The 21,262-nt window shown below is 72.8% G+C and carries 19 protein-coding genes; 8 read left to right on the top strand and 11 right to left on the bottom strand.

Annotated features, from left to right (window positions below; genetic code table 11):
* Positions 1-12 precede the first annotated feature (12 nt).
* Positions 13-333 (bottom strand): antibiotic biosynthesis monooxygenase, encoded by a 321-nt coding sequence (locus EJF31_RS02360; RefSeq protein WP_125035488.1) that lies wholly within the window; start codon positions 331-333, stop codon positions 13-15.
* Positions 334-396: 63 nt separating this feature from the next.
* Between EJF31_RS02360 and EJF31_RS02355 the strand changes: the two genes are divergently transcribed.
* From EJF31_RS02355 to EJF31_RS02340, 4 genes are read left to right on the top strand one after another with little or no spacing between them, the layout of a single operon-like run.
* Positions 397-1,275, top strand: coding sequence for a metal ABC transporter substrate-binding protein (locus EJF31_RS02355; protein ID WP_221767424.1), 879 nt, complete (start codon positions 397-399; stop codon positions 1,273-1,275).
* Positions 1,272-2,078 carry a metal ABC transporter ATP-binding protein gene (locus EJF31_RS02350; protein WP_221767423.1) on the top strand — a complete coding sequence of 269 codons (807 nt, stop codon included), beginning with the start codon at positions 1,272-1,274 and terminating at the stop codon, positions 2,076-2,078. Before EJF31_RS02355 ends, EJF31_RS02350 begins: the two co-directional genes overlap by 4 nt.
* Positions 2,078-3,076, top strand: coding sequence for a metal ABC transporter permease (locus EJF31_RS02345; RefSeq protein ID WP_125035485.1), 999 nt, complete (start codon positions 2,078-2,080; stop codon positions 3,074-3,076). Before EJF31_RS02350 ends, EJF31_RS02345 begins: the two co-directional genes overlap by 1 nt.
* Positions 3,063-3,473, top strand: a complete 411-nt coding sequence (locus EJF31_RS02340) for a Fur family transcriptional regulator (protein WP_125035484.1) — start codon at positions 3,063-3,065, stop codon at positions 3,471-3,473. Before EJF31_RS02345 ends, EJF31_RS02340 begins: the two co-directional genes overlap by 14 nt.
* A gap of 15 nt (positions 3,474-3,488) precedes the next feature.
* Here the strand turns inward: EJF31_RS02340 and EJF31_RS02335 are convergent, their stop codons facing one another.
* The 4 genes from EJF31_RS02335 to EJF31_RS02320 all read right to left on the bottom strand — a co-directional run bounded on the left by EJF31_RS02335 (position 3,489) and on the right by EJF31_RS02320 (position 8,192).
* Positions 3,489-5,117, bottom strand: coding sequence for a cell wall metabolism sensor histidine kinase WalK (locus EJF31_RS02335; RefSeq protein ID WP_125035483.1), 1,629 nt, complete (start codon positions 5,115-5,117; stop codon positions 3,489-3,491).
* Positions 5,118-5,195: 78 nt separating this feature from the next.
* Positions 5,196-5,996, bottom strand: coding sequence for an isoprenyl transferase (locus EJF31_RS02330; RefSeq protein WP_125035482.1), 801 nt, complete (start codon positions 5,994-5,996; stop codon positions 5,196-5,198).
* 580 nt (positions 5,997-6,576) lie between these two features.
* Complete coding sequence (gene recO / locus EJF31_RS02325) at positions 6,577-7,305, bottom strand: DNA repair protein RecO (RefSeq protein ID WP_125035481.1); 729 nt, start codon at positions 7,303-7,305, stop codon at positions 6,577-6,579.
* A 29-nt stretch (positions 7,306-7,334) separates the two neighbouring features.
* Positions 7,335-8,192, bottom strand: coding sequence for an alpha/beta fold hydrolase (locus EJF31_RS02320; protein WP_125035480.1), 858 nt, complete (start codon positions 8,190-8,192; stop codon positions 7,335-7,337).
* Between the two features lie 50 nt (positions 8,193-8,242).
* Between EJF31_RS02320 and EJF31_RS02315 the strand changes: the two genes are divergently transcribed.
* A complete protein-coding gene (locus tag EJF31_RS02315) occupies positions 8,243-9,019 on the top strand; it encodes a GNAT family N-acetyltransferase (RefSeq protein WP_125035479.1) in 777 nt (258 codons plus the stop codon).
* Positions 9,020-9,092: 73 nt separating this feature from the next.
* Entirely contained in the window at positions 9,093-11,891 is a 2,799-nt protein-coding gene (locus EJF31_RS02310) for an ATP-binding protein (protein WP_125035478.1), read from the top strand.
* On the opposite strand, the gene EJF31_RS02305 is transcribed toward EJF31_RS02310, so the two are convergent.
* From EJF31_RS02305 to leuA, 3 genes are all read right to left on the bottom strand, one after another.
* Positions 11,869-14,583: a penicillin acylase family protein gene (locus EJF31_RS02305; RefSeq protein WP_125035477.1), complete on the bottom strand. Its 2,715-nt coding sequence runs from the start codon at positions 14,581-14,583 to the stop codon at positions 11,869-11,871. The genes EJF31_RS02310 and EJF31_RS02305 overlap by 23 nt on opposite strands.
* Positions 14,584-14,666: 83 nt before the next feature.
* Positions 14,667-15,263: a sugar O-acetyltransferase gene (locus tag EJF31_RS22465; protein WP_307718963.1), complete on the bottom strand. Its 597-nt coding sequence runs from the start codon at positions 15,261-15,263 to the stop codon at positions 14,667-14,669.
* A complete protein-coding gene (gene leuA / locus EJF31_RS02295) occupies positions 15,256-16,962 on the bottom strand; it encodes a 2-isopropylmalate synthase (protein WP_125035476.1) in 1,707 nt (568 codons plus the stop codon). Before leuA ends, EJF31_RS22465 begins: the two co-directional genes overlap by 8 nt.
* A 180-nt stretch (positions 16,963-17,142) precedes the next feature.
* Between leuA and EJF31_RS02290 the strand changes: the two genes are divergently transcribed.
* On the top strand, positions 17,143-18,138 hold the full coding sequence (locus EJF31_RS02290) for a GNAT family N-acetyltransferase (protein ID WP_125035475.1): 996 nt from the start codon (positions 17,143-17,145) through the stop codon (positions 18,136-18,138).
* Here the strand turns inward: EJF31_RS02290 and EJF31_RS02285 are convergent, their stop codons facing one another.
* From EJF31_RS02285 to EJF31_RS02275, 3 genes are read right to left on the bottom strand one after another with little or no spacing between them, the layout of a single operon-like run.
* Positions 18,139-18,537 carry a hypothetical protein gene (locus tag EJF31_RS02285; protein ID WP_125035474.1) on the bottom strand — a complete coding sequence of 133 codons (399 nt, stop codon included), beginning with the start codon at positions 18,535-18,537 and terminating at the stop codon, positions 18,139-18,141.
* A 35-nt stretch (positions 18,538-18,572) separates the two neighbouring features.
* The gene (locus EJF31_RS02280) at positions 18,573-20,177 is read right to left on the bottom strand and encodes an NAD(P)/FAD-dependent oxidoreductase (RefSeq protein WP_260430580.1); all 1,605 of its coding nucleotides are present in this window, start codon (positions 20,175-20,177) and stop codon (positions 18,573-18,575) included.
* A 4-nt stretch (positions 20,178-20,181) separates the two neighbouring features.
* Positions 20,182-20,622, bottom strand: coding sequence for an SRPBCC family protein (locus EJF31_RS02275; protein ID WP_125035473.1), 441 nt, complete (start codon positions 20,620-20,622; stop codon positions 20,182-20,184).
* 101 nt (positions 20,623-20,723) lie between these two features.
* Between EJF31_RS02275 and EJF31_RS21735 the strand changes: the two genes are divergently transcribed.
* The gene (locus EJF31_RS21735) at positions 20,724-21,257 is read left to right on the top strand and encodes an SAM-dependent methyltransferase (protein ID WP_185736107.1); all 534 of its coding nucleotides are present in this window, start codon (positions 20,724-20,726) and stop codon (positions 21,255-21,257) included.
* Positions 21,258-21,262 lie beyond the last annotated feature (5 nt).

The following is a 21,262-nucleotide window of genomic DNA, read 5'->3' as shown; positions in this document are numbered from 1 at the left end:
GTGGTGGAGCGATCAGCCTAACGACCGTGTCTCGTGGGTATTGAGGTCGGCTCCGGGAACGACCGGCTCGTAGGCGCTGGGCTCGTCGATCGCCCGGCTCAGCAGGGGCACGGCCTGCAGCTTCACGTCGTAGGTCGACAGCGCGCGGCGGTAGGCGCCGACGTGCTCCCAGGTCGTGACCAGGGTCCACAGCGACGGGTCGTCGAGGTTGCGGCCGACCGTGCCGTCGACGTAGCCCCGGCAGCCGGCCAGGGTGGCGCGGGCGGTCTCGAGCGCCTCACGGAAGGCGTCGGCGTCGGCGTCCTGCACCCGGAACCTGTTCACGACCAGCATGGCGGGAGGGTACGCCGCCCGATGAGTTGACAACCATTCTCAACCACACTGAGAATGATTCTCATGCGCATCGTGCCGGCCCTCCTCGCCCTCTCCCTGGTGGCGGCGACGAGCGGCTGCACCGCCCTGGCGCAGGACGACGGCCGGGTCCGGGTCGCGGCCGGGTTCTACCCCCTCGCCTACGTCGCCGAGCGGATCGGCGGCGACCTTGTCGACGTCACCAACCTGACCCAGCCCGGCGCCGAGCCGCACGACCTGGAGCTGACGATCAAGGAGACCGTGGCGATCGCCGAGGCGGACGTCGTGATCTACGAGAAGGGCTTCCAGCCCGCGGTCGACAGCAGCGTGGAGCAGAACGCCGAGCACCGGGTGCTCGACGTGTCCGACGCCGCCCGGCTCGAGCCCTTCGCCGACGACCCGCAGACCCTCGACCCGCATTTCTGGCAGGACCCGGCACGCTTCGCCGACGTGACCGACGCGGTCGCCGACCAGCTCGTCGCGGCCGACCCGGCCCACACGAAGACCTACCGCGCCAACGCCGCCGCCTTCCGCAGCGACCTGGACCGGCTGGCCGCCGACTACACGACCGGCTTGGCCCACTGCGACCGGCACACGGTGGTGGTCACCCACGACGCGTTCGGCTACCTGGGGCGCTACGGGATCGACGTACAGCCGATCCTGGGGCTCTCCCCCGAGGCCGAGCCGACCCCGGCCGACCTGGGCCGGCTGCAGGACCTGATCCGCGCGGACGGGATCACGACCGTCTTCTCCGAGCGCCTGGTCTCGGCCAAGACCGCCGACACGCTGGCCCACGACCTCGGCATCGTCTCGGAGGTCCTCGACCCGATCGAGGGGCTCAGCGACGCGTCGACCCACCAGGACTACCTCTCGCTGATGCGCGAGAACCTCACAGCCCTCGAGCAGGCGAACGGATGCCGATGACCGACCACGACCACCTGCCCGCACCGGTACGCCTCACCGACGGTGCCGTCGCCATCGGCGGCCGACCGGTGCTGCGCGGCATCGACCTGACCGTGCACGAGGGCGAGTTCGTCGCCCTGATGGGCGCCAACGGGTCCGGCAAGTCCACCCTCGTGCGCGCCCTGACCGGCCTGCGGCCGCTGACCACCGGTGCGCTCTCGCTCTTCGGCACCCCCCTCGACGACTTCCACGACTGGCAGCGGGTCGGCTTCGTCCCGCAGCGCACCGGTGCCACGTCGGGCGTGCCCGCCTCGGTCTGGGAGGTCGTCGCGAGCGGTCGCTTGACCCACCGCCGGCTGCTCCGTCCGCTCTCCCGGGCCGACCGCGCGGCCATCGACGAGGCGATCGCCGTCGTCGGCCTGTCCGACCGGGCCCGCGACGGGGTCGCGCACCTCTCCGGCGGCCAGCAGCAGCGCGCCCTGATCGCGCGGGCCCTGGCCGGGGCTCCCGACCTCTTCTTCCTCGACGAGCCGACGGCGGGCGTCGACCTGCCCAACCAGAACGCGCTCGCCGACGCCCTGAACGTGCTCAAGCAGCGCGGCGCGACCATCGTGCTCGTCGCCCACGAGCTCGGCCCGATGGCGCCCCTGGTCGACCGGGCCGTGGTGATGCGCGACGGCCGGATCGCCTACGACGGCGCACCGCTCGCCGACCACGAGGTGCACGGCGACTTCGGGGAGGGCCACACCCACCACCACGGCACCCCCGCCCGCCACGACCACGCGCCGCACGTCGGCTCCCCCCTGGACGGAGGCCACGCCTGATGGAGCTCTTCACCCTCGCGTTCATGCAACGGGCCCTGCTCGCCGCGCTGTTCACCGGCCTGGCCGCCCCCGCGGTCGGCACCTACCTCGTGCAGCGCCGGCTCGCGCTGATGGGCGACGGCATCGGCCACGTGGCCGTCACCGGGGTGGCGCTGGGCCTCCTGACCGGGACCTCGCCCACCTGGACGGCCGTGGTGGTCGCCGCGCTCGGCGCCGTGGTCATCGAGGTGATCCGCGAGCGCGGCCACACCAACGGCGACGTCGCCCTCGCCCTGCTCTTCTACGGCGGCCTCGCCGGCGGCGTGCTGCTGACCGGGCTGGCCGGGCAGAGCGCGACCCGGCTGCAGGAGTACCTCTTCGGCTCGATCACCACCATCTCCTCGACCGACGTGTGGGTCACGATCGCGCTGGCCGCGGTCGTCGTACTCATCTGCGTGGGGCTGGCCCCGCAGTTGTTCGCGGTCTCCCAGGACCAGGAGTTCGCGAAGGTCGCGGGGCTGCGGGTCCGGACGTACAACGTGCTGGTCGCCGTGCTCGCCGCGGTCAGCGTGACCGTGGCGATGCGCACCGTCGGCCTGCTGCTGGTCTCCGCGCTGATGGTGGTCCCGGTGGCGACCGCCCAGCAGGTGACCCGGTCCTTCCGCTCGACGCTCGGCACCGCCATGGGGCTCGGGGTGGTCGCCTCGCTCGGCGGCCTGGTGATCTCGGCCTTCGCCTCGTTCCACGCCCGCGTGGCGCCCGGCCCGACGATCGTCCTGCTGGCGCTGGCCGGCTTCTCCCTCGCCTGGCCGCTGGGTGTCTTCCTCAGGTCGCGGCAGCGGCTCCGGGCGCCCTTCCCCGCGATCGGGACCGACGAGCACGAGATCGCCTGCGACACCCACCCGCACGAGCACGGCCCCGACTGCGGCCACGTGGCCGTCCGGCACGGCGACCACGTCGACTACGTCCACGACGGGCACCGGCACGCACCCCACGGGAAGCACTATGACGAGCACTGACAAGGGTCCGGGGAAGGGCGGCCTGCGCCCCACCCGGCAGCGGATCGCGGTGGCCGAGGCGATGGCCTCCTTCGACGACTTCCGCTCCGCCCAGGAGATCCACGACCTGCTCGGCCGGCGCGGCGACAACGTCGGCCTGGCCACGGTCTACCGGACCCTGCAGCGGCTCGCCGAGGCGGGTGAGGTGGACATGCTGCGCAGCGAGGACGGCGAGGCGATCTACCGGCGCTGCTCGGACACGCATCACCACCACCTGGTCTGCCGCTCGTGCGGGTCGACCGTGGAGGTCGAGGGTCCTGCCGTCGAGCGGTGGACCAGCACGATCGCCTCCGAGCACGGGTACGCCGCGGTCAGCCACACCCTGGAGATCTTCGGGACCTGCCCCGACTGCACGTAGTGCGGCCGCGGCCGGTCAGGCGACCGGGATCCGAACCCGGAACTCCGAGCCGCGGCCGACCTCGCTGTCGACCTCGATCCGGCCGCCGTGGCTCTCGACGATGTCCTTGGTGATCGACAGGCCCAGCCCGACGCCCTGGATCGAGCGCTCCGCCGCCTCCCGGGACCGGAAGAAGCGGGTGAAGAGCCGGTCGCGGTCCCCCGCGTCGATGCCGATGCCGGTGTCGGTCACGCAGAGCTCGACCCGGTCGGAGTCGACCTCGAGCCGGACCCGCACCTCGCCTCCCCGGCTCGTGTACTTGATCGCGTTGGAGACGAGGTTGTCGACCACCTGGGCCATCCGCTGGGCGTCGACGACGAGCTCGAGGCGCTCCGGCGCCTCGAGCTTGATGATGATGTCCGACGCGGCGGCCACCGGGGTCGCCGCCTGGACCGCGTCGCGGACGATCCGGGCCAGGTCGGTCGTCGTACGCACCACGTGAAGGGGACCGTCGTCGACCTGCGCGGTGTGCAGCAGGTCGGCGACCAGGCGCCGCAGCCGGTCGCCGTTGCGGTCCACGACCTCCAGCTGACGCATCGCCTCGGCGGGCAGGTCCTCGCGCTCGAGCAGGAGGTCGACGTAGCCGCTGATCGAGGTGAGCGGCGTGCGGAGCTCGTGGGAGACCGAGGCGACGAACTCGTCCTTGACGCTCAGCGCGCGCATGAAGTCGGTGACGTCCTTGTAGGCCAGCGCCGCCCCGGCGAAGTTGCCCGCCTGGTCGCGGACCGAACGGGCGGAGACGGACAGGGCCCGGCGGGTCAGCGGGTCGTCGCCGCACCAGATGCGGCAGTCGTCGAACTCCTCGCCGTGGCTGGCGCGGTAGGAGGGCATCTCCTCGGTGGCCACGGGCGTGCCGTCCGGGTGGTAGACCGAGCCGAGCTGTCCGGCCCGACCGGAGTGCCCGGCCGGGAAGGCGAGCTGCATGAAGTCGGCGTGCTGCTTGTTCATCGACTGGTAGCCGCCGTCACGGTCGAGCAGCACCAGGCCGACGTCGACGGTGTCGAGGATCGCCTCGGCCACCCGGCGCTGGTGCTCGATGGTGCCCAGGGCCCGGTCGACCTCGGCGCGGCCGGTCCGGATCCGCTCGCGCCCCGAGGCCACGGCCAGCGACGCCCAGGTGGCGACCAGCGGGATGGCCAGGCTCCGCGTCAGCCCGATCCCGTCGATCCCGGCGTACAGGACGGCGGGCAGGGACACCAGGAGGGTCGAGCCGATGAAGGTGACCAGCGCGCCGCGCCGACCGTAGGAGCGCCCCAGCCACAGGGCCGGGACCACCGCGAGGATGCCGGCCCCGCTGGCCTCGGGGTTCATCCGGGCCATGCCGAGCGCGGCGAGGTCGAGCACGGGCACCAGCGCCGTCACGACCGGCACGGCCGGCTCCCACGCGACGGCGACGGCGAGCACGCACGCGACCCCGCCGGCGACGATGGCGGCGGTCGGCCACCCGGCGAGGTCCGGCAGCGACCCGTTGAGCAGCCGCAGCCCCAGGTCGAGCGAGAACAGGACGGCGAAGACGGCCTGGAGGATCCGCGGGTCGGGCTGGTCGCCGAAGCCGAGCAGGCGCGCCGTATCGGCACCGCGTCCCCGCATGTCGAATCCCCGCATGTGGCTCCTCCCCCGAGCGCCAACCCACGAACGCACGAAGCCTCGCAGATCCGGGGGCTCCGGGCGTGGATTTCGGGGTCAGACAGGCGTGACGGGATCGGGTACGGCGTTGGGCTGGGCGCCGCCGTACCGCCGGTCGCGTCGTGCGTAGGTCTCGATCGCGGCCCACAGGTGCCGCCGGTCGACGTCGGGCCACAGCACGTCGGAGTAGACGAACTCGCTGTAGGCCGCCTGCCAGAGCATGAAGTTGGAGAGCCGCTGCTCCCCCGAGGTGCGCCAGACCATGTCGGCGTCGGACTGCTCGGGGACGTAGAGGTGCCTGGCGAACACCTTCTCGTCGACCTTCTCCGGGTTGAGCCGACCCGCGGCCACCTCCCGCGCGATCGCGCGCGCCGTGTCGGCCAGCTCGGCGCGGCCGCCGTAGTTGACGCACATCGTCAGCGTGAGCACGTCGTTGTCCCGGGTGAGCTCCTCGGCGACCTGGAGCTCCTTGATCACCGACTTCCACAGGCGCGGGGCCCGCCCGGCCCAGCGCACCCGGACGCCCAGCTCGTGCATCTCGTCGCGCCGACGACGGATGACGTCGCGGTTGAAGCCCATCAGGAACTTCACCTCGTCCGGCGACCGCGACCAGTTCTCCGTCGAGAACGCGTAGGCCGACACCGCCTTCACGCCGATCTCGATCGCACCCTCGACCACGTCGAACAGCGAGCTCTCGCCCTGCTCGTGCCCCTTCGTCCGCGGCAGCCCCCGCTCCTTGGCCCAGCGCCCGTTGCCGTCCATCACGACCGCGACGTGCCGCGGCACGAGGTCCTTCGGGACGTCGGGAGGGGTCGCCCCCGACGGGTGCGGGGTGGGCTGCCGGACCGGTCGCTTCACGAGTCCGAGCGTAGTGGGGGGGCCGCTGCGCGGGGCTGCCTCCCCGGGGGTTCCTCCACCCGGCTGGGCCGGTGGGACGCTCCCGTGGACCCCACGCACGTCGCAGGGTCGGACGCGTCGCCGCCCCCGGCGCCCGCGGTGGGTTGCGGTCCGCTGGGGCGGCGCCACGCACGACTTTTACGCGCCGTGCGTGGGGTCCCCGTCCGCGCCCCACCGTCCCGGCTGCTTCCCGGCCACCGGGCGGGCGGGGATGAAGGAGTCGGTCGACCACCCGGTCTGCGCTGCCGCAAGAGAGGGGACATGCCGCGTCAGCCCAGGACGGGTCGGCTGGCGACCTTGTTCCCCCGCCCGCCCGGGAGCCGGGCGGCGAGCCGTGGGGACGGGCGGGCGCGCACGCGGCGACGATGCGAGGTCCCGTCAAAGGGAGGCGCGGCGCCGCCCAGCGGCGGCCCGGCAGGAAACCACGCTGTGGCGGCGACGCGGCGAGCATAGGGACTCGCATCGTCGACGTGGGAGCGAGCGTCCGGCCCCACCACCCCGCGCCGAGACTGTCCCGGGAAGGCAGCCCCGCGCAGCGGACTCAGCGCTCGACGTACTGGATCGAGCGGAGCGCTCGCTCGAGGTGCCAGTGGAGGTACGCCGAGACGAGCGTGCTGGCCTCCTTCAGCGTCCGCGCGTCGGCGGCCTCGACGACCGGCCAGTCACCGGCGAGCAGCGCCCCGAGGACCGTGATCGTGTCGGGGGCGGGGCTGGCCGAGCCGGGGATCCGGCAGGTCGCGCAGAGCACGCCGCCCATCGACGGGTTGAACCAGCGGTGCGGGCCCTCGAGGCCGCAGCGGGCGCAGGCCTCGAAGGACGGCGCGTAGCCGGCGACGGCGAGCGACCGGAGCAGGTAGGAGTCGAGGACCTGGCCGGGGCGGCGATCGCCGGAGGCCATCGCCCGCAGCCCGCCCACGAGCAGCAGGAACTGCTGCAGGTTGGGCTCCTTCTCCTCCGGGACGAGCCGGTCGGCGGTCTCGAGCATGACGGTGCCCGACGTGTAGCGGTCGTAGTCGGCACCGAGCCCGGCGGAGAACGGCGTGAGCGTCTCGGCCTGGGTGATGATGTCGAGGGTGCGGCCCTCGGCGAGCTGGAGGTCGACGTGGGTGAAGGGCTCGAGGCGCGAGCCGAACTTCGAGGTCGTACGCCGCACGCCCTTCGCGACGGCACGGATCCGCCCGTGGTGGCGGGTCAGCATCGTGACGATCCGGTCCGCCTCACCCAGCTTGTGGGTGCGCAGGACGATCGCCTCGTCGCGGTAGAGGGGCACCTGCCCATTCTCCCCCTCGACGGGTTGGTTCAGCCGCCGACCCGGCGGGCCCGGCGCGGGGACTTCCAGCAGCCGAGGGCGAACTCGGCCGCGGCCCGGTTGAGCCGCTCAGGTGCCACGCGCCACTCCAGGATGCTGCGGGCGCGGACGAACGTCGCGCGCGGCATCTCCCCGGCCAGCATCGCGGCGTCAGCGGCGGGGTGGATCGGGTCGGCGGGGTGGCCGACGACGAGGGCGGGAGCCTGGATGGCGCGCCGCTGCCGCGAGGACGGCGCGACCCGGCCGAAGAAGATGCCGTGCACGACCGCGGCCACCGACCCGGGGCGCTGGTCGAGGGTGTCGAGCGCGATGCCCGCCCAGAACGGCACGAACCCGCGCGGGACGGGCCGGGTGAGCAGCCGCAGCGCGGTCACCGTGAACGGCAGGAAGCGCGCCGCGAACATCAGCGGCGCGAACGCCAGGATCCCCGCCTCGACGGCGTTGTTGAGGACCGGCATCTCCACGATCAGGCCACGCACGCGGTCGGGGGCGAGCACGGCCACCTCGAGGGAGACGTTGGCGCCGAGCGAGGTGCCGCCGACGACGGCCTGGGGTGCACCGAGATGGTCGAGCAGCGCGACGACCTGCTCGGCCCAGTCGGTCATGGAGTAGACGAGCGGGTCGGCGGGCCGGTCGGAGCGGCCGTGGCCGAGCAGGTCGAGGGTGACGACGTGCAGTCCCTCGGCGGCCAGGGCGCGGGCCAGCGGCTGGTGCATGCGGCGCGGCATCAGCTGGCCGTGGAGGAGCACGACCCAGGCGTCGCCGGAGCCGTACTCGGTGTACTCGAGCCGGTCGCGCCCGTAGTCGCTCTCGACGAAGAACTGCCCAATGCGCTCGGAGACCAGCATGGCCAGCAATCTAGTGGCTCACCGGACTCTGGACTGGGAGCCTGTCCGGCATGAGCACCCCACCCGCGGACCTGCTGGCCATCGAGGCCTACTACGACGCCGTCCCTCGGCCGGTCGGGACCACCGAGGAGGTCGGCCCGTTCACGCTCTTCCTGGCGGGGCCGGGCACCGGCTGGCAGTTCTACGCACGGCCGCGGCTCGGGCTGGAGGAGGACGTGACCGCCGACGACGTACGACGGGTGCTGGCCCGGCAGGCCGAGCTTGGCCTCCCCCGCGCCGTCGAGTGGGTCGACGAGGTGACCCCCTCGCTGCTGCCGGCGGTCCGCGAGGCCGTCACCGGCGAGCACGAGCTCGAGCTGTGCCCGCTGCTGGTGCTCCCCGACGGGACGTCGCTGGCCGACGAGTCCGGCCGGACCCGCGTGCTCGGTCCCGACGACCCCGACCTGCCGCTGGTGGTCGGGGCGGTCAGCGCGGGCTTCGGCGAGCGGGAGGACGTCGCCGCCCAGGACGTCGGGAAGCGGCCCGAGCTGATCCGCGACGGCCTGCTCGTCATGGTCGGCGCGTACGACGCCTCCGGGGTCGTGGCGGGCGGCGGGTCCGCCTCGCCCCGCGGCGACATCGCCGAGCTGATGGGGATCGCGGTGCTCGGCCGGGCCCGCCGGCAGGGCCTCGGCGCGGCCACCACGGCCGCCCTGGTCGCGGCCTGCCGGGCCGCGGGCGTGACCACGACGTTCATGTCGGCCGGATCGGACGAGGCGACCAGCGTCTACGAGCGGCTGGGCTTCGCCCGACGCGGCACCGCCTGCATCCTGGGCGTCCCCGACTGATCGGGCCTGATCCGGAGGCCCCGCGGGCGGGTTGAGTCGCCCCGAGCACGCGTCGTACGGAAAACTGTGACGCATGATGCCCACGAGCCGATCGAACCCCGGCTGGGTGGTCGCCCTCTCGATGCTCGTCGGCATCTACTTCGCGGGGGTCAGCGCCGTCGCGTTCGCCCCGCACCGCGACCCGGTCGCGGCCTGGTGGCCGGCAGCCGGCATCGCGGTCGCCCTGATCGTGCTCTACCCCCGCAGCTGGTGGCCCGCGCTGGCCGCGGGCGTGGTGGTCTTCAGCGGCCTGGCCAACGTCACCGGCGGTCGGGACCTCGACGTCTCCGCCCTCTTCGGCCTGTCCAACGCCGCCGAGGCGCTGGCTGCCGGCTGCTTCCTGTGTCGCGGCCGGACCGGCCCGCCACGCCTGGAGACCCAGGACGACTTCATCACGCTGATCGAGGCCGCGCTGATCGGCGGTGCGACGATCGCGACCGGCGCGACGCTCACCGTGCTGGCCCTCGACCACGGCGACCTCGTCACGACCTGGCGCTCGGTCTTCGCCTCACACGCCGCCTCGACCCTGGTCCTGGTCCCGATCGCGATGTCGGTCGGCCAGGCCGTGGCCCGGCGCCGGCCGCTGGAGAAGGCGATCCAGGCCTTCGCCCTCGCCGTCGTCACGGTGCTGGTCTTCGCGCCCAGCCAGGCACTGTCGCTGACCTTCATCCCGCTGCCGTTCCTGGTGTGGGCGGCGCTGCGGTTCGACGTACGCCACGTCGCCTGGGAGCTGGCCGGCTTCAGCGCACTCACGACCTTCCTCACCGCCCGCGGCTTCGGGCCCTTCGGCGGCAGCTACGCCGACGGCCGGATCACAGTCCTCGCCGCCGGCGCCCTGACCCAGGGCTACCTGCTCTGCGCCGCCCTGATGTCCCTGCCGCTGGCCATCGCCGTGGCCCAGCGTCGCAACCTGCTCGACCAGGTGAGTGCCAGCGAGCTGGTCTTCCGCCGCAACTTCACCGAGTCGCTCGTGGGCATGCTGCTGATGCGCGGCCACGGCACCCGGCTGGAGATCATCGACCACAACGACACCGCCGCGACCCTGCTCGGCGCCTCCGGTGAGGGCTCCCTCAACGGCACCTCGCTGGACGCCCTACTCGACACCGCCGAGCCGCTCGACCTCGTCACCGCCCGGATGACGGACGGTCACCTCGACGGCTGGAAGGCCCAGACCGGCCTGACCGGCCGCGCTGACGCGCGCGTCAACGTCGTGCTCTCGCTGCTCGTGCGCGAGCCCGAGCCGCTCTTCGCCGCGCAGCTCCAGGACGTCACCCGCGAGTACGACGCCCGCCGGCAGCTGGAGGCGGCCGAGAAGCTGACGAGCGCCACCCTCGACACCACCAACTGCATCATCCTGGTCACCGACCTCGGCGGGACGATCGTGCGCGTCAACGCGGCCACGACCGAGCTGACCGGCTTCTCCGAGGAGCAGCTGCTCGGGCGGCCGGTGTGGGAGACCTCGATCGCGCCGTCGCAGGCCGCCGACGTGGAGGCACTCTTCATGTGGCCCAACCGCTCCGGCGTCCCGGTCTCCCGCGAGGCGGACGCCCGCAACAGCAGGGGCGAGAAGCTGCGGATCGTGTGGAACAACAACATCGTGCGGGACGACCAGGACCTGCCGATGTACGCCGTGATGACCGGCATCGACGTGACCGCCGAGCGCGCGACGGCCGGCCTCAACGCCCACCTGCTGCAGGCGGCCATCACCACCGCGATGATCGGCATCGACACCCGTGGCCGGATCACGGTCTTCAACTCCGGTGCGGAGAACCTCCTCGGCTACGAGGCCGCCGAGATGGTCGGCGAGCCGTTCACCCGGCTGCTCGAGCCCGGCGAGCTCCTCAGCCGCACCGGCGCCCGCTCCCCGGAGACGGCGTTCGAGGCGCTGGCCGGTGCGCTCGGCTCGGATGGCGAGACCGAGCCGCGCGACTGGACCTGGGTCTCCCGCGGCGGGCGGCAGCACACCGTCTCCATGACCCTGAGCGTCGCCGCCGACGCCTTCGCCGCCCAGGTCGGCTTCCTGTGCGTGGGCCGCGACGTGACCGAGCAGCGGCACAACCAGGAGATGATGCAGGCCGCCCTCGAGAAGGAGCGCACGGCCGTGGAGCGGCTGCGCCAGCTCGACGAGGCCAAGAACGACTTCGTCTCCACCGTCAGCCACGAGCTGCGCACGCCGGTGACCTCGATCGTCGGCTACACCGAGATGCTCAGTGACGGCTCGATCGTCGACCCGCAGCCCGAGCAGCTGCCGCTGCTGGAGACGATCGCGCGCAACGGCCAGCGGCTGATCGTGATCTGCAACGACCTGCTGCTGCTCAGCGGCCTGGACTCCCCCACGCAGCTGTGGGAGAGCGAGACGCTCGACCTCGCCTCGATCCTGGACCCCACCGAGAAGGCGATCCTGCCGCTGCTCAAGGACCGCGACCTGGCGGTCAGCTTCCGGCAGCCGCCGGCACCGATCGTGGTGCTGGGCGACCGCGCCCAGCTGGAGCGGGTGCTGCTCAACCTGCTGAGCAACGCCGTGAAGTTCACCGAGGACGGCGGGTCGGTCACCTGCTCCCTCGAGGTGCGCGGCGAGGACGCGTGCGTGGTGGTAGCCGACACCGGCATCGGCATCCCGGCCGACGAGCAGGCCGGCCTGTTCCAGAAGTTCTTCCGGTCCTCGACCGCCCAGGCCCGTGCCATCCAGGGCACGGGCCTCGGCCTGTCGATCGTCGCCGCCATCGTCTCCGCCCACGGCGGCCGGATCGCGGTCGAGTCCGCCCACCTGGAGGGCACGACGTTCACCGTCCTCCTCCCGCTGAAGCGGCTCAGCGCGGCCGGTGCCCCGTGAACGTGACGACCTGCTGGAAGGTCGGCCGGTTCTGCCAGTCGATCGGCCGCACGCCCACGACGCCCGCGGTGTTGCTGCGGATGTCGTCCTGTGTCTTGTCGTAGGTCAGCTCGGACACCTTCTTCACGCCCTGGACCTCGAGCATCCGGGCCACCTCGGCCCGCAGTGAGGCCCGCAGGATCCGCTGGCACTTCGCCAGCTTGCCGCCGCCGCAGTAGCCGAACCGGTAGGGCCGCTCGACGTGCTTGCCGAGGACGGCCCGCAGGTCCTTGTTGACGTAGCCGTACCAGGCCACGCCGTTGAACGAGGAGCCGATTCCCTGACGCGGGTGGTCGTCGAGGCCCTGCGGCAGGGCGTGCACGAGCTCGTTGCCGAGCCGGCCGCGGAGCACGTCGTACGCCACCGACTGGCTGTTGTGCTGCCACCAGTCGTCGAAGAGCGCGATGGCCGCCTGCTGGGCGTAGGCGCCGTCGCGGTCCCGGTCCACGCGCTGGGCGCCGGAGCGCACCCACTGCTTGAGCAGCGCGACGGCGTCGCGGGTCTTCGGGTCGTCCCCGATGACCTTGAGGATCAGGGGCAGCGTGTACGCCGCGCGCGAGTCGGCCGTGGCCGCGCCCGACATGACACCGACCATCTGCTCGATCGTGACCGGGCCGCCGGCGATCTGGTGCTGCAGCCGCTTCTCGAGGGCCAGCGAGCGGTAGACCGGGCCGTAGCTCCACGTGTCGTCGGCGCCGCCGAACCCGGGCGCCGGCTTGTTGTTCCAGCTGACGAGGTAGCCGCGGTCGGGGTCGGTCTGGTGGGCGTGGCCGTCGAAGGAGAGCCAGCCCTGCCAGTCGTAGTCCGGCCCCGCCCAGTGCGGCAGGTCGGAGTCGACCTGGTGCGAGCGGACCGGCAGCAGGCCGGAGCTGTAGTAGGAGATGTCCTGGTCGTCGGCGTAGAACCAGTTGAACGTGTAGTCGATGTGGCTGGCCGCCTGCTGGAAGCTGGCCGCGTCGTGCACGAAGCCCGGGTCGTTGAACTGGGCGAAGCCGAGCACCGAGTCGACCTCGTGGCCGTAGGTCGAGCGCTGCAGCACGATCGCGACCGGCTGGCCCTGGACCTCGGTGCGGAGCTGGACGATGCCGTGCACCGTGCGCAGGACCTGGAAGTCGTAGGTCTGCGGCGGGGCCGGCGCGCTGGCGTTGGGCGTCGTGGTCTCGGAGTGGGTGTCCTGCTGCATCGGGGTGCAGGTGTCGCCGACGAGGTAGGCCGTCGAGTCGACCGTCGCAGCGGTGCCGTCGGTGTTGCAGAGCTTCTCCACGACCGTGTCGACGTTGTCGCCGCTGGCGCTCGTGGCCGACCAGGCGTAGTCGACGCCGCGACCGAGCTGGACGAAGAGGTTGGTGCCGGCGAAGGCGACGCCGCGGGCCTGGATGCCCGGGCCGTTGAGCACCTCCTCGGTGAGCAGTTGCGGGGCGAAGTAGCCGGTCTGCGGGCCCATCACCGCCAGCGGCTTGCCGGTCGCGGAGTGCTCACCGGTCACGAGGATCGCGTTGCTCATGCCGTGGTGCTCGAGCTTGATGGTCATGCCGGGCAGGTCCATCTGGGGTTCCGGGGCCTTGGCGGCAGCTGCGGCGCCGTCGGGGAGGCCGGTGCCGGGGGCGGTCTTCGCGCCCGGGTCGGGCATCGCCACGCCGGGCAGGGTCGGGTCGATCCCGCCGCGCTCGTAGGGGGTGTAGACGTCGGAGGTGGTCGGCGCCTCGGGGTCGTTCTTCTCCCGCAGGTCGTTGTAGACCTTGCGCCCCGCCTTGTCGCCGAACTTCGCGGTCAGCTGCTGCAGCCACGCGGCGTTCTGCACCTCGTGGCCGCCGCCCTTGCCGAAGATGCCGCCGACCAGGCTGGCGACGTACACGACGTCGGCACGGGTCCAGTCCTCCGGCTGCTTCTGCAGCGCGGCGTACTCGACCGGACAGGTGGGCGCCGTGATGACCGGGCACATGTCGGACTGGGCCTGGTTGATGCCGGCGATGAACGCGTCGACGCCGCCGGCGAGCTGGGCACCGTCGGCGCCGAGCTCGTCCGCCCGGGCGGCGGCCTTGTCGATCTGGGCCGCGGCCTCCTCGGGCGTGTAGTAGGCGGACCGGACCTGTGCCTCGTCCATCGCGACGTTGCCGGGGGTGTTGCCGGCGAACTCCGCGAGCCGGGCCTGCCCGGTGTGCCGCAGCGCGTCCATGAGGAACATCCGGTCCTGGGTCGCGGCGTAGCCGGCGCCGAACTCGACGTCGTCGTACGTCGTGCCGTCGACGAACGGCACCCCGAACGCGTCGCGCCGGATCGTCACGCCGGCCTTCGGCGTCTCGGTGCTGACGACCGACTCGGGGGTGAAGCCCTCGGTCTTGTAGAGCCGGTTGATGTCGTCGCTGGTGATCTTGCTGGGCTCGACCTTGGTCAGGCCGTCGTACATCTCGAGCTGGTCGGCGAAGTTCTTCGGCGTCGTCGGCGTCGCGGTCGTCGAGCCGCCCAGCGCGAGGAGGTCGGGCGCCGTGGCCGTGCCGTTGGAGCCCGGCGGGAGGATGTTCCAGAGCTGGCCGTAGGGGTCGCTCGCCCCGTCGGCGGCGCTGGCAGTGGTCAACGCCCCCGGCCCGAAGGCGGCCAGGGCGGTCGCGGCGAGGGCGAACCCTGCGACGGTGGTGCGGGGCGTACGGCGCATGCGGGGCTCCTGGCGTGCGGGGCGGGTGTGTGACCGCACCCACAACGAGCCCGCGACCCGGTTGGTTACGAGTCGGTAACCACTCAGATCGTGCGGATCACCGACGCCGGGTTGCCGACGGCGACGACGTTGGCCGGCAGGTCCCGGACGACGACCGAGCCGGCACCGACGACGGTGTTCTCGCCGATGGTGACGCCGGGCAGCACGATCACGCCCCCGCCGAGCCAGACGTTGTCGCCGATCGTGATCGGCCGGGCGGCCTCCCACTTCTGGCGGCGCGGCTCCGGCTCGACGGGATGGGTCGGGGTGAGCAGCTGGACGTTCGGGCCGATCTGGACGTCCGCGCCGATGGTGATCGCGGCGACGTCGGCCGCGACGAGACCCCAGTTGGCGAACGTCCGCGCCCCGATGTGGATGTTGAAGCCGTAGTCGACCCGCAACGGCGGCCGGATCTCCGCCCCCTCACCCACCGAGCCGAGCAGCTCCGTGAGGATCCGGCGACGCGAGGCCCCGTCCCGCGTGCGCGTCGCGTTGTAGTCGTCGGCGAGGTCCTGGGCCCGCAGGCCCAGCTCGCCGAGCTCGTCGTCCGAGGCCAGGTAGGGCTCGCCGGCGAGCATCCGCTCCTTCATCGAGCGCGCGGGACGAGGCATCACGGGGTCGGGCAGGAACTGCTCAGGCACGGTTGACCGCGCTGATGACCGCCTTGAGCGAGGCCGTGACGATGTTGGCGTCCAGCCCCACGCCCCAGAACACCTGGTCGCCGACGAGGCACTCGACGTACGCCGCCGCGATGGCGTCGCCACCCGCCGACAGCGCGTGCTCGGCGTAGTCGAGGACCCGGACGTCGAAGTTGTTCGGGAGCTCGTTGATCGCGTTGACGAACGCCGCGATCGGGCCGTTGCCGGTGCCCTCGAGGGTCGTGAGCTCGCCGTCGACGTACACGTTGGTGGTGAGCGCGTCCTTCTCCCCCGCCGCCGAGCTCGTGTGCACCGAGTCGAGCTTGAGCGGGGTCTCGCGGTCGAGGTACTCGCTGGAGAAGACCGACCAGATCTCCTCGGGCGACATCTCGCCGCCGTCGAGGTCGGTGCGCTCCTGGACGACCCGGCTGAACTCGATCTGCGCGCGGCGCGGCAGGTCCAGCTTGTGCTCGGCCTTGAGGATGTAGGCCACGCCGCCCTTGCCGGACTGGCTGTTGACGCGGATGACCGCCTCGTAGGTGCGGCCGACGTCCTTCGGGTCGATGGGGAGGTACGGCGCCTCCCACGGCAGCTCGCCGACGGGCACGCCCTGGTCGGCGGCCTGCCGGTCGAGGTCCTCCAGGCCCTTCTTGATCGCGTCCTGGTGGGACCCGGAGAACGCCGTGTAGACGAGGTCGCCGGCGTAGGGGTGCCGCGGGTGGACCGGGAGCTGCGTGCAGTACTCCACCGTCCGGCGGATCTCGTCGATGTCGGAGAAGTCGATCATCGGGTCGACGCCCTGGCTGAAGAGGTTCATGCCCAGGGTGACCAGGCAGACGTTGCCGGTGCGCTCGCCGTGGCCGAACAGGCAGCCCTCGACGCGGTCGGCGCCGGCCATCATGGCCAGCTCGGTCGCGGCGACGGCGGTGCCGCGGTCGTTGTGCGGGTGCAGCGAGATCACGGTGTTCTCGCGCCGGGTCAGCTGGCGGGAGAACCACTCGATCTGGTCGGCGTAGACGTTGGGCGTCGCGGACTCGACGGTCGCGGGCAGGTTGAGGATGATCTCGCGGCCGTCCTCGGGCTGCCACACGTCGGAGACGGCCTCGCACACCTCCAGGCTGAACGGCAGCTCGGTGGAGGTGAAGATCTCCGGGCTGTACTCGTAGCCGATCACCGTCATGTCGAGGTGGTTCTCGCCGTGCTTCATCACCAGCTCGGTGCCGCGGGTGGCGATGTCCTTGATCTCGTCCTTGCCGGCGTGGAAGACCACGCGGCGGAACAGCGGCGCCAGCGCGTTGTAGAGGTGGATGTTGGCGCGCGGCACCCCGATGAGCGACTGCACCGACCGCTCGATGAGGTCCTCGCGGGCCTGGGTCAGCACCGAGATCGTGACGTCGTCGGGGATCTTGTCCTGCTCGATGAGCTGGCGCACGAAGGAGAAGTCGGTCTCGGAGGCCGACGGGAAGCCGACCTCGATCTCCTTGTAGCCCATCCGGACCAGGAGCTCGAACATCTTCATCTTGCGGGCCGGGCTCATCGGGTCGATGAGTGCCTGGTTGCCGTCACGCAGGTCGGTCGAGAGCCAGCGCGGCGCCTCGGTGATCGTGCGGGTCGGCCAGGTGCGGTCCGGCAGGTCGATCGGCGGGAACGCGCGATAGCGGGAGACGGGCATCCCGCTGGGCTTCTGGGAGAGCAGGGTCATGGTGTCCTCGGCTGGTTGCTGGTGGGCGCCGGTCGCGCAGCAACACTCCGCAGCGAGGGGGTCCGGCTGATCAGACCTCGCTGCGGCAGCGAAGGAGGAGCTGGCGCGTCATGACCCGTTCACTCTAGCCCCCACCGAAACGAGTTGGTGCGGGGCTGTTCGAGACGCGAGACTCCGGCCGTGGACATCACCCGGATCGACCCGCTGGACGTCGACCTCGACCTCGCCGACCGGCTGGTTGCCGTGGACCGTGCCTCGCACGGGCACGCGGGTCTGGAGCTCCCCGTGCAGTCGGGTCCGTCCCGGATGTTCGCGCTGCAGCACGGCAACGACGGCCGGCCCGTCGACGCCGTCTGGGTCGCCGGCTCGCCGGACGCGCCGGCCGGCTGGGGCCTGGTCGAGCTGCCGTTCCTCGACAACCTCGACCTGGCCAGGCTGCGGGCGATCGTGTCGCCGGAGCACCGGCGATCCGGGGTCGGCAGCGCGCTGCTCGAGCAGATGGTCGCCTTCGCGGGCGCGCACGACCGCACGACGCTCACGACCGGGGCGTGGCAGGGCACCGACGGCATCGGGTTCCTCGACGCCCGCGGCTTCGGCACCCAGGGCCAGCACCAGTACGCCGTACGTCGGCTCGACCTGCACGAGGACCCGACCCGCTGGGACCGGTTGTACGGCGAGGCCGCAATCGTGGCGGCCGGCTACGAGCTGGTGCGCGTGGCGGGGCCGGCCGACGAGGCGATGGTGCCCGACCTGGTGGCGCTGCACGAGGCGATCAACGACGCGCCGGCCGACGACGGCAGGGAGCCGGACGCCTGGGACGCCGACCGGGTCCGCGCCTACGACGCCTCGATGGCACGCCGCCACCAGACGACGTACCGCGTCCTGGCCCGGCACGGCGAGAGCGGCGAGTGGGCCGGGATGTCGCTGCTGTGCGTGGACGAGTTCGCCCCGACCGTGGCCTTCCAGGAGGACACGACCGTGGTGCGCGCGCACCGCGGTCACCGGCTCGGCCTGCTGATGAAGTGCGAGATGCTGCGCTGGCTGGCCGCGGAGCGGCCGGAGGTCGCCGCCGCCGACACCTGGAACGCCACCGACAACCATCACATGATCGCGGTGAACGAGCGGCTCGGCTGCCGGGTGATCGCGACGAACGTCGGCTACCGGCGCCTGCTCTGATCAGCCGGCGAGCACGATCCCGACGAAGAGGGTCGCGAGCGCGCTCAGGCCGGTGAGCGCCCCGAAGATCGCCATGGCCCGCTTCGACGCGGCCCTGGCGTGGAGGTAGGCCGTGACGCCGGAGACCAGCACGAGGGCGTACTTCAGCGACAGCGTGTGCTGGTAGGCATCGCCCCGGTCGCCCTCGGCGATCACGTTCCAGACGCCGGTCACGACCAGCACCGCGAACGCGGGCCACGCGATCCGGTTGAAGGCGTTGGCCGCGGCCTTGGGGACGTCGGTGCCGGCGGCGCGCAGCGCCGGCACGAGCGCGGCCAGGGTGATCTGGCCCCCGACCCAGATGGTGGCGGCCAGGACGTGCAGGAAGAGACGCAGGGTCTCGAGGTCGACGGTCATCACGGGGTGAAGTGTTCCAGCGACGGCGAGGACCCTCGTCAGCGGTGCCCGGCTCGCGGGTCGAAGCGGGCGTGCGCCAGGGCCGCACGGGCCGCGTTCATGCCGGCCGCGCCGTGCACCCCGCCGCCCGGGTGCGCGGACGACGAACCGAGGTAGAGCCCGGCGATGCCCGTCTCGGCGCGCCCCAGCCCGGGCACCGGCCGGAGCACGAGCTCCTGCCGCAGGCGGGCGGTGCCCCCGTTGATCGACCCGCCGACCAGGTTGGCGTTGCGGGCCTCGAGCTCGCGCGGCCCCAGCACCCGACGAGCCAGGACCGTCGAGCCGAAGCCGGGCGCCAGCCGCTCGATCCGGGCCTGCATCCGGTCCGCGAAGCGCTCGCAGTCGTCGTGGTCCCACACCCCCCGGATGCCGCCTCCTCCCGCGTCGCGGGTGACCTGCTGCGGCACGTGCGTGTAGGCCCACATCGACTCGGTGCCCGCCGGCGAGCGGGTCGCGTCGGCGGTGGTCATCTGGCCGGCGAGCAGGAAGGGCTCGGCCGGGACCGCGCCGTCCGCCACCTCCCGGAACGCCCGGGACATCTGCTCGACGGAGTCGGCGATGTGCACCGTGCCGGGTGCGTGGGCCGGGGCCGACGCCCACGGCACGGGTCCGGACAGCGCCCAGTCGACCTTGACGGTCGAGGGGTCCAGCTCGAAGCGGCGCATCCCGCGGCGCACCCGCAGCGGCAGGTGCTCGGCGGCGACGAGCCCGCCGAAGAGGTGCGGCGCCACGACGTCGGCGACAACGGCCCGCCGCACCGTCGTACGCCGTCCGTCGGCGGACCGGACCGCCCGCGCCCGGCCGCGCGCGACGTCGATGCCCACGACCGGGGTGGCGCAGCGGATCTCGCCGCCCCGGGAGACGAAGCGCCGGGCCAGGGCCCGGGTGAGCTCACCCGCACCGCCGACCGGGACCGGGAAGCCGACGGTCTGGCCCATCAGGGTGAGCAGCAGCGCCATCAGCCCGGAGCCGGTGTCCTCGAGCGGGATGTCGGCGTGGCCGGCGTTGCCGGCCAGCAGCAGGCGCGGGGCGCGCCCGCCGAAGCGGCGGCTCCCCACCTCCGCCGCCGGCGCGAGCAGGGTGCGGACGAAGGACAGCCCGCCGGCGCGTGGCAGGGCCGCCAGCCCGGCCAGCGCCGAGCGCACCGGCGGGAAGGGCGACAGGAGGCCGCCGAGGACGTGCGGGCCGATGACGTCCCACTGGTCGCACAGGACCAGCCAGGCCTCGCCGTCGCCGGGGTGCTGCTCGTCGAGGAGGCGGGCGGTGACCTCGCGGTCCCGGTGGAGCAGCGCCCACGCCCCGTCGGGGGTGGGGTGCCCGAGGACCGCGGGCGCGTGGGTCCAGGCCAGGCCGTGGTCCTCCAGGTCCATCGCGCCCAGGAACGGGGAGGCGGCGGCCAGCGGGTAGAACGCGCTGAACGTGTCGTGCACGAAGTCGGCGTGCACCTCCCGGTCACTCCGGACCGCTCCACCCACCTCGGGCTGGGCCTCCAGGACGAGCACCGACCAGCCGGCGTCGACCAGGTGGTTGGCCGCGACGAGCCCGTTGGGGCCGGCGCCGACGACGACGGCGTCGTACGTCTCGTCGGCGCCGGGCACGGTCACGCGGTCATCCTTGCGCACGCCGCTCCGCGACGAAGGCCAGGCGGCGCAGCGCCTCCACGTTGCGCCAGTGCAGCGGCAGGTGCCGCAGCGGTGCGGGCACCAGCCGCCCCGGTCCCGCGACGGCGTCCTCCTCCATCACGACCTCGGTGTCGGCGCCGCGCGCCCGCAGGTGCAGGACCACCTCCGCCTCCCCGGTGGGCCAGGCCTTGGCCCGCAGCCGCAGGCGGGAGCCCGGCGTCGCCTCGAGGACCTCGGTGTGGTCGTCGATCAGCAGCGGCCAGACACCGACGGAGTGGTGCAGGCGGGCACCCGGCTCGGGCCAGTGCCCGTCGACCTCGCGCATCCGCGAGGCACCCACCACCCACAGGGGGTAGAGCCAGCCGTCGGCCAGCACGTCCCACACCTGCGTCGGCGTGGCCCGGACGATGCGCGTCGTGGTGCTCATGCCCCCGACGTACCCCCGGCACCACGGTGCACGCACTCCGGGCTCGTTGGCATCCTCCTGGGTGAGTCCGCCCGTCAACCCCTTCATCGGGTCTACCGTGAGTGCATGGGACCGCACCCGCCCCGGTGCGGGTGGTCAGCGCGTGCGCCGGCGACGGACGCGACCTCCTCGGTGTCCTGGCGCAGCGCGCCGACGCCGACCGGGTCACCGCCCTGCTGGTCGAGTACGACGCCGGGCTGGCCGCCCGCGCCCGCGAGGCCGCCGCGGCACTCGGCGCGACCGTCGAGGTCCGGCAGGCCGACGCCGCGCAGAGCGACGTCTACAGCGGGGCCGTCCCCGCCGACGTGGTCCTGCTGTGCGGCATCTTCGGCAACGTCAGCGACGCTGACGTGCGGGCGACGGTGATGGCCGCGCCCCAGCTCTGCAGCGAGGGCGCCGAGGTCGTCTGGACCCGCCACCGGGCCGAGCCGGACCTCACCCCAACCATCCGGGGCTGGTTCGCCGAGGCCGGCTTCGAGGAGGTCGCCTTCGACGCCTCCGACGACCACGTGTGGTCCGTGGGGGTCCACCGGCTCGTCACGGAGCCGCAGCCGCTCGAGCCCGGCCGGCACTGGTTCACGTTCGACCGCGGCTAGCCTCA

The organism is Nocardioides sp. LS1, assembly GCF_003865225.1.
Classification (GTDB): domain Bacteria; phylum Actinomycetota; class Actinomycetes; order Propionibacteriales; family Nocardioidaceae; genus Nocardioides; species Nocardioides ginsengisegetis.
The sequence above is the reverse complement of the archived record's forward strand: the minus strand, read 5'-3'. Positions and strand labels throughout refer to the sequence as shown.

Bases quoted from the DNA above. Each gene is read 5' to 3' on its own strand.
- EJF31_RS02320 (WP_125035480.1), bottom strand. From the start codon at position 8,192: ATGCTGGTCTCCGAGCGCATTGGGCAGTTCTTCGTCGAGAGCGACTAC.
- EJF31_RS02310 (WP_125035478.1), top strand. From the start codon at position 9,093: ATGATGCCCACGAGCCGATCGAACCCCGGCTGGGTGGTCGCCCTCTCG.
- EJF31_RS02315 (WP_125035479.1), top strand. From the start codon at position 8,243: ATGAGCACCCCACCCGCGGACCTGCTGGCCATCGAGGCCTACTACGAC.
- EJF31_RS02335 (WP_125035483.1), bottom strand. From the start codon at position 5,117: ATGCGGGGATTCGACATGCGGGGACGCGGTGCCGATACGGCGCGCCTG.
- EJF31_RS02355 (WP_221767424.1), top strand. From the start codon at position 397: ATGCGCATCGTGCCGGCCCTCCTCGCCCTCTCCCTGGTGGCGGCGACG.
- EJF31_RS02305 (WP_125035477.1), bottom strand. From the start codon at position 14,583: ATGCGCCGTACGCCCCGCACCACCGTCGCAGGGTTCGCCCTCGCCGCG.
- EJF31_RS02345 (WP_125035485.1), top strand. From the start codon at position 2,078: ATGGAGCTCTTCACCCTCGCGTTCATGCAACGGGCCCTGCTCGCCGCG.
- EJF31_RS02360 (WP_125035488.1), bottom strand. From the start codon at position 333: ATGCTGGTCGTGAACAGGTTCCGGGTGCAGGACGCCGACGCCGACGCC.
- EJF31_RS02275 (WP_125035473.1), bottom strand. From the start codon at position 20,622: ATGAGCACCACGACGCGCATCGTCCGGGCCACGCCGACGCAGGTGTGG.
- EJF31_RS02350 (WP_221767423.1), top strand. From the start codon at position 1,272: ATGACCGACCACGACCACCTGCCCGCACCGGTACGCCTCACCGACGGT.
- leuA (WP_125035476.1), bottom strand. From the start codon at position 16,962: ATGACCCTGCTCTCCCAGAAGCCCAGCGGGATGCCCGTCTCCCGCTAT.
- EJF31_RS02340 (WP_125035484.1), top strand. From the start codon at position 3,063: ATGACGAGCACTGACAAGGGTCCGGGGAAGGGCGGCCTGCGCCCCACC.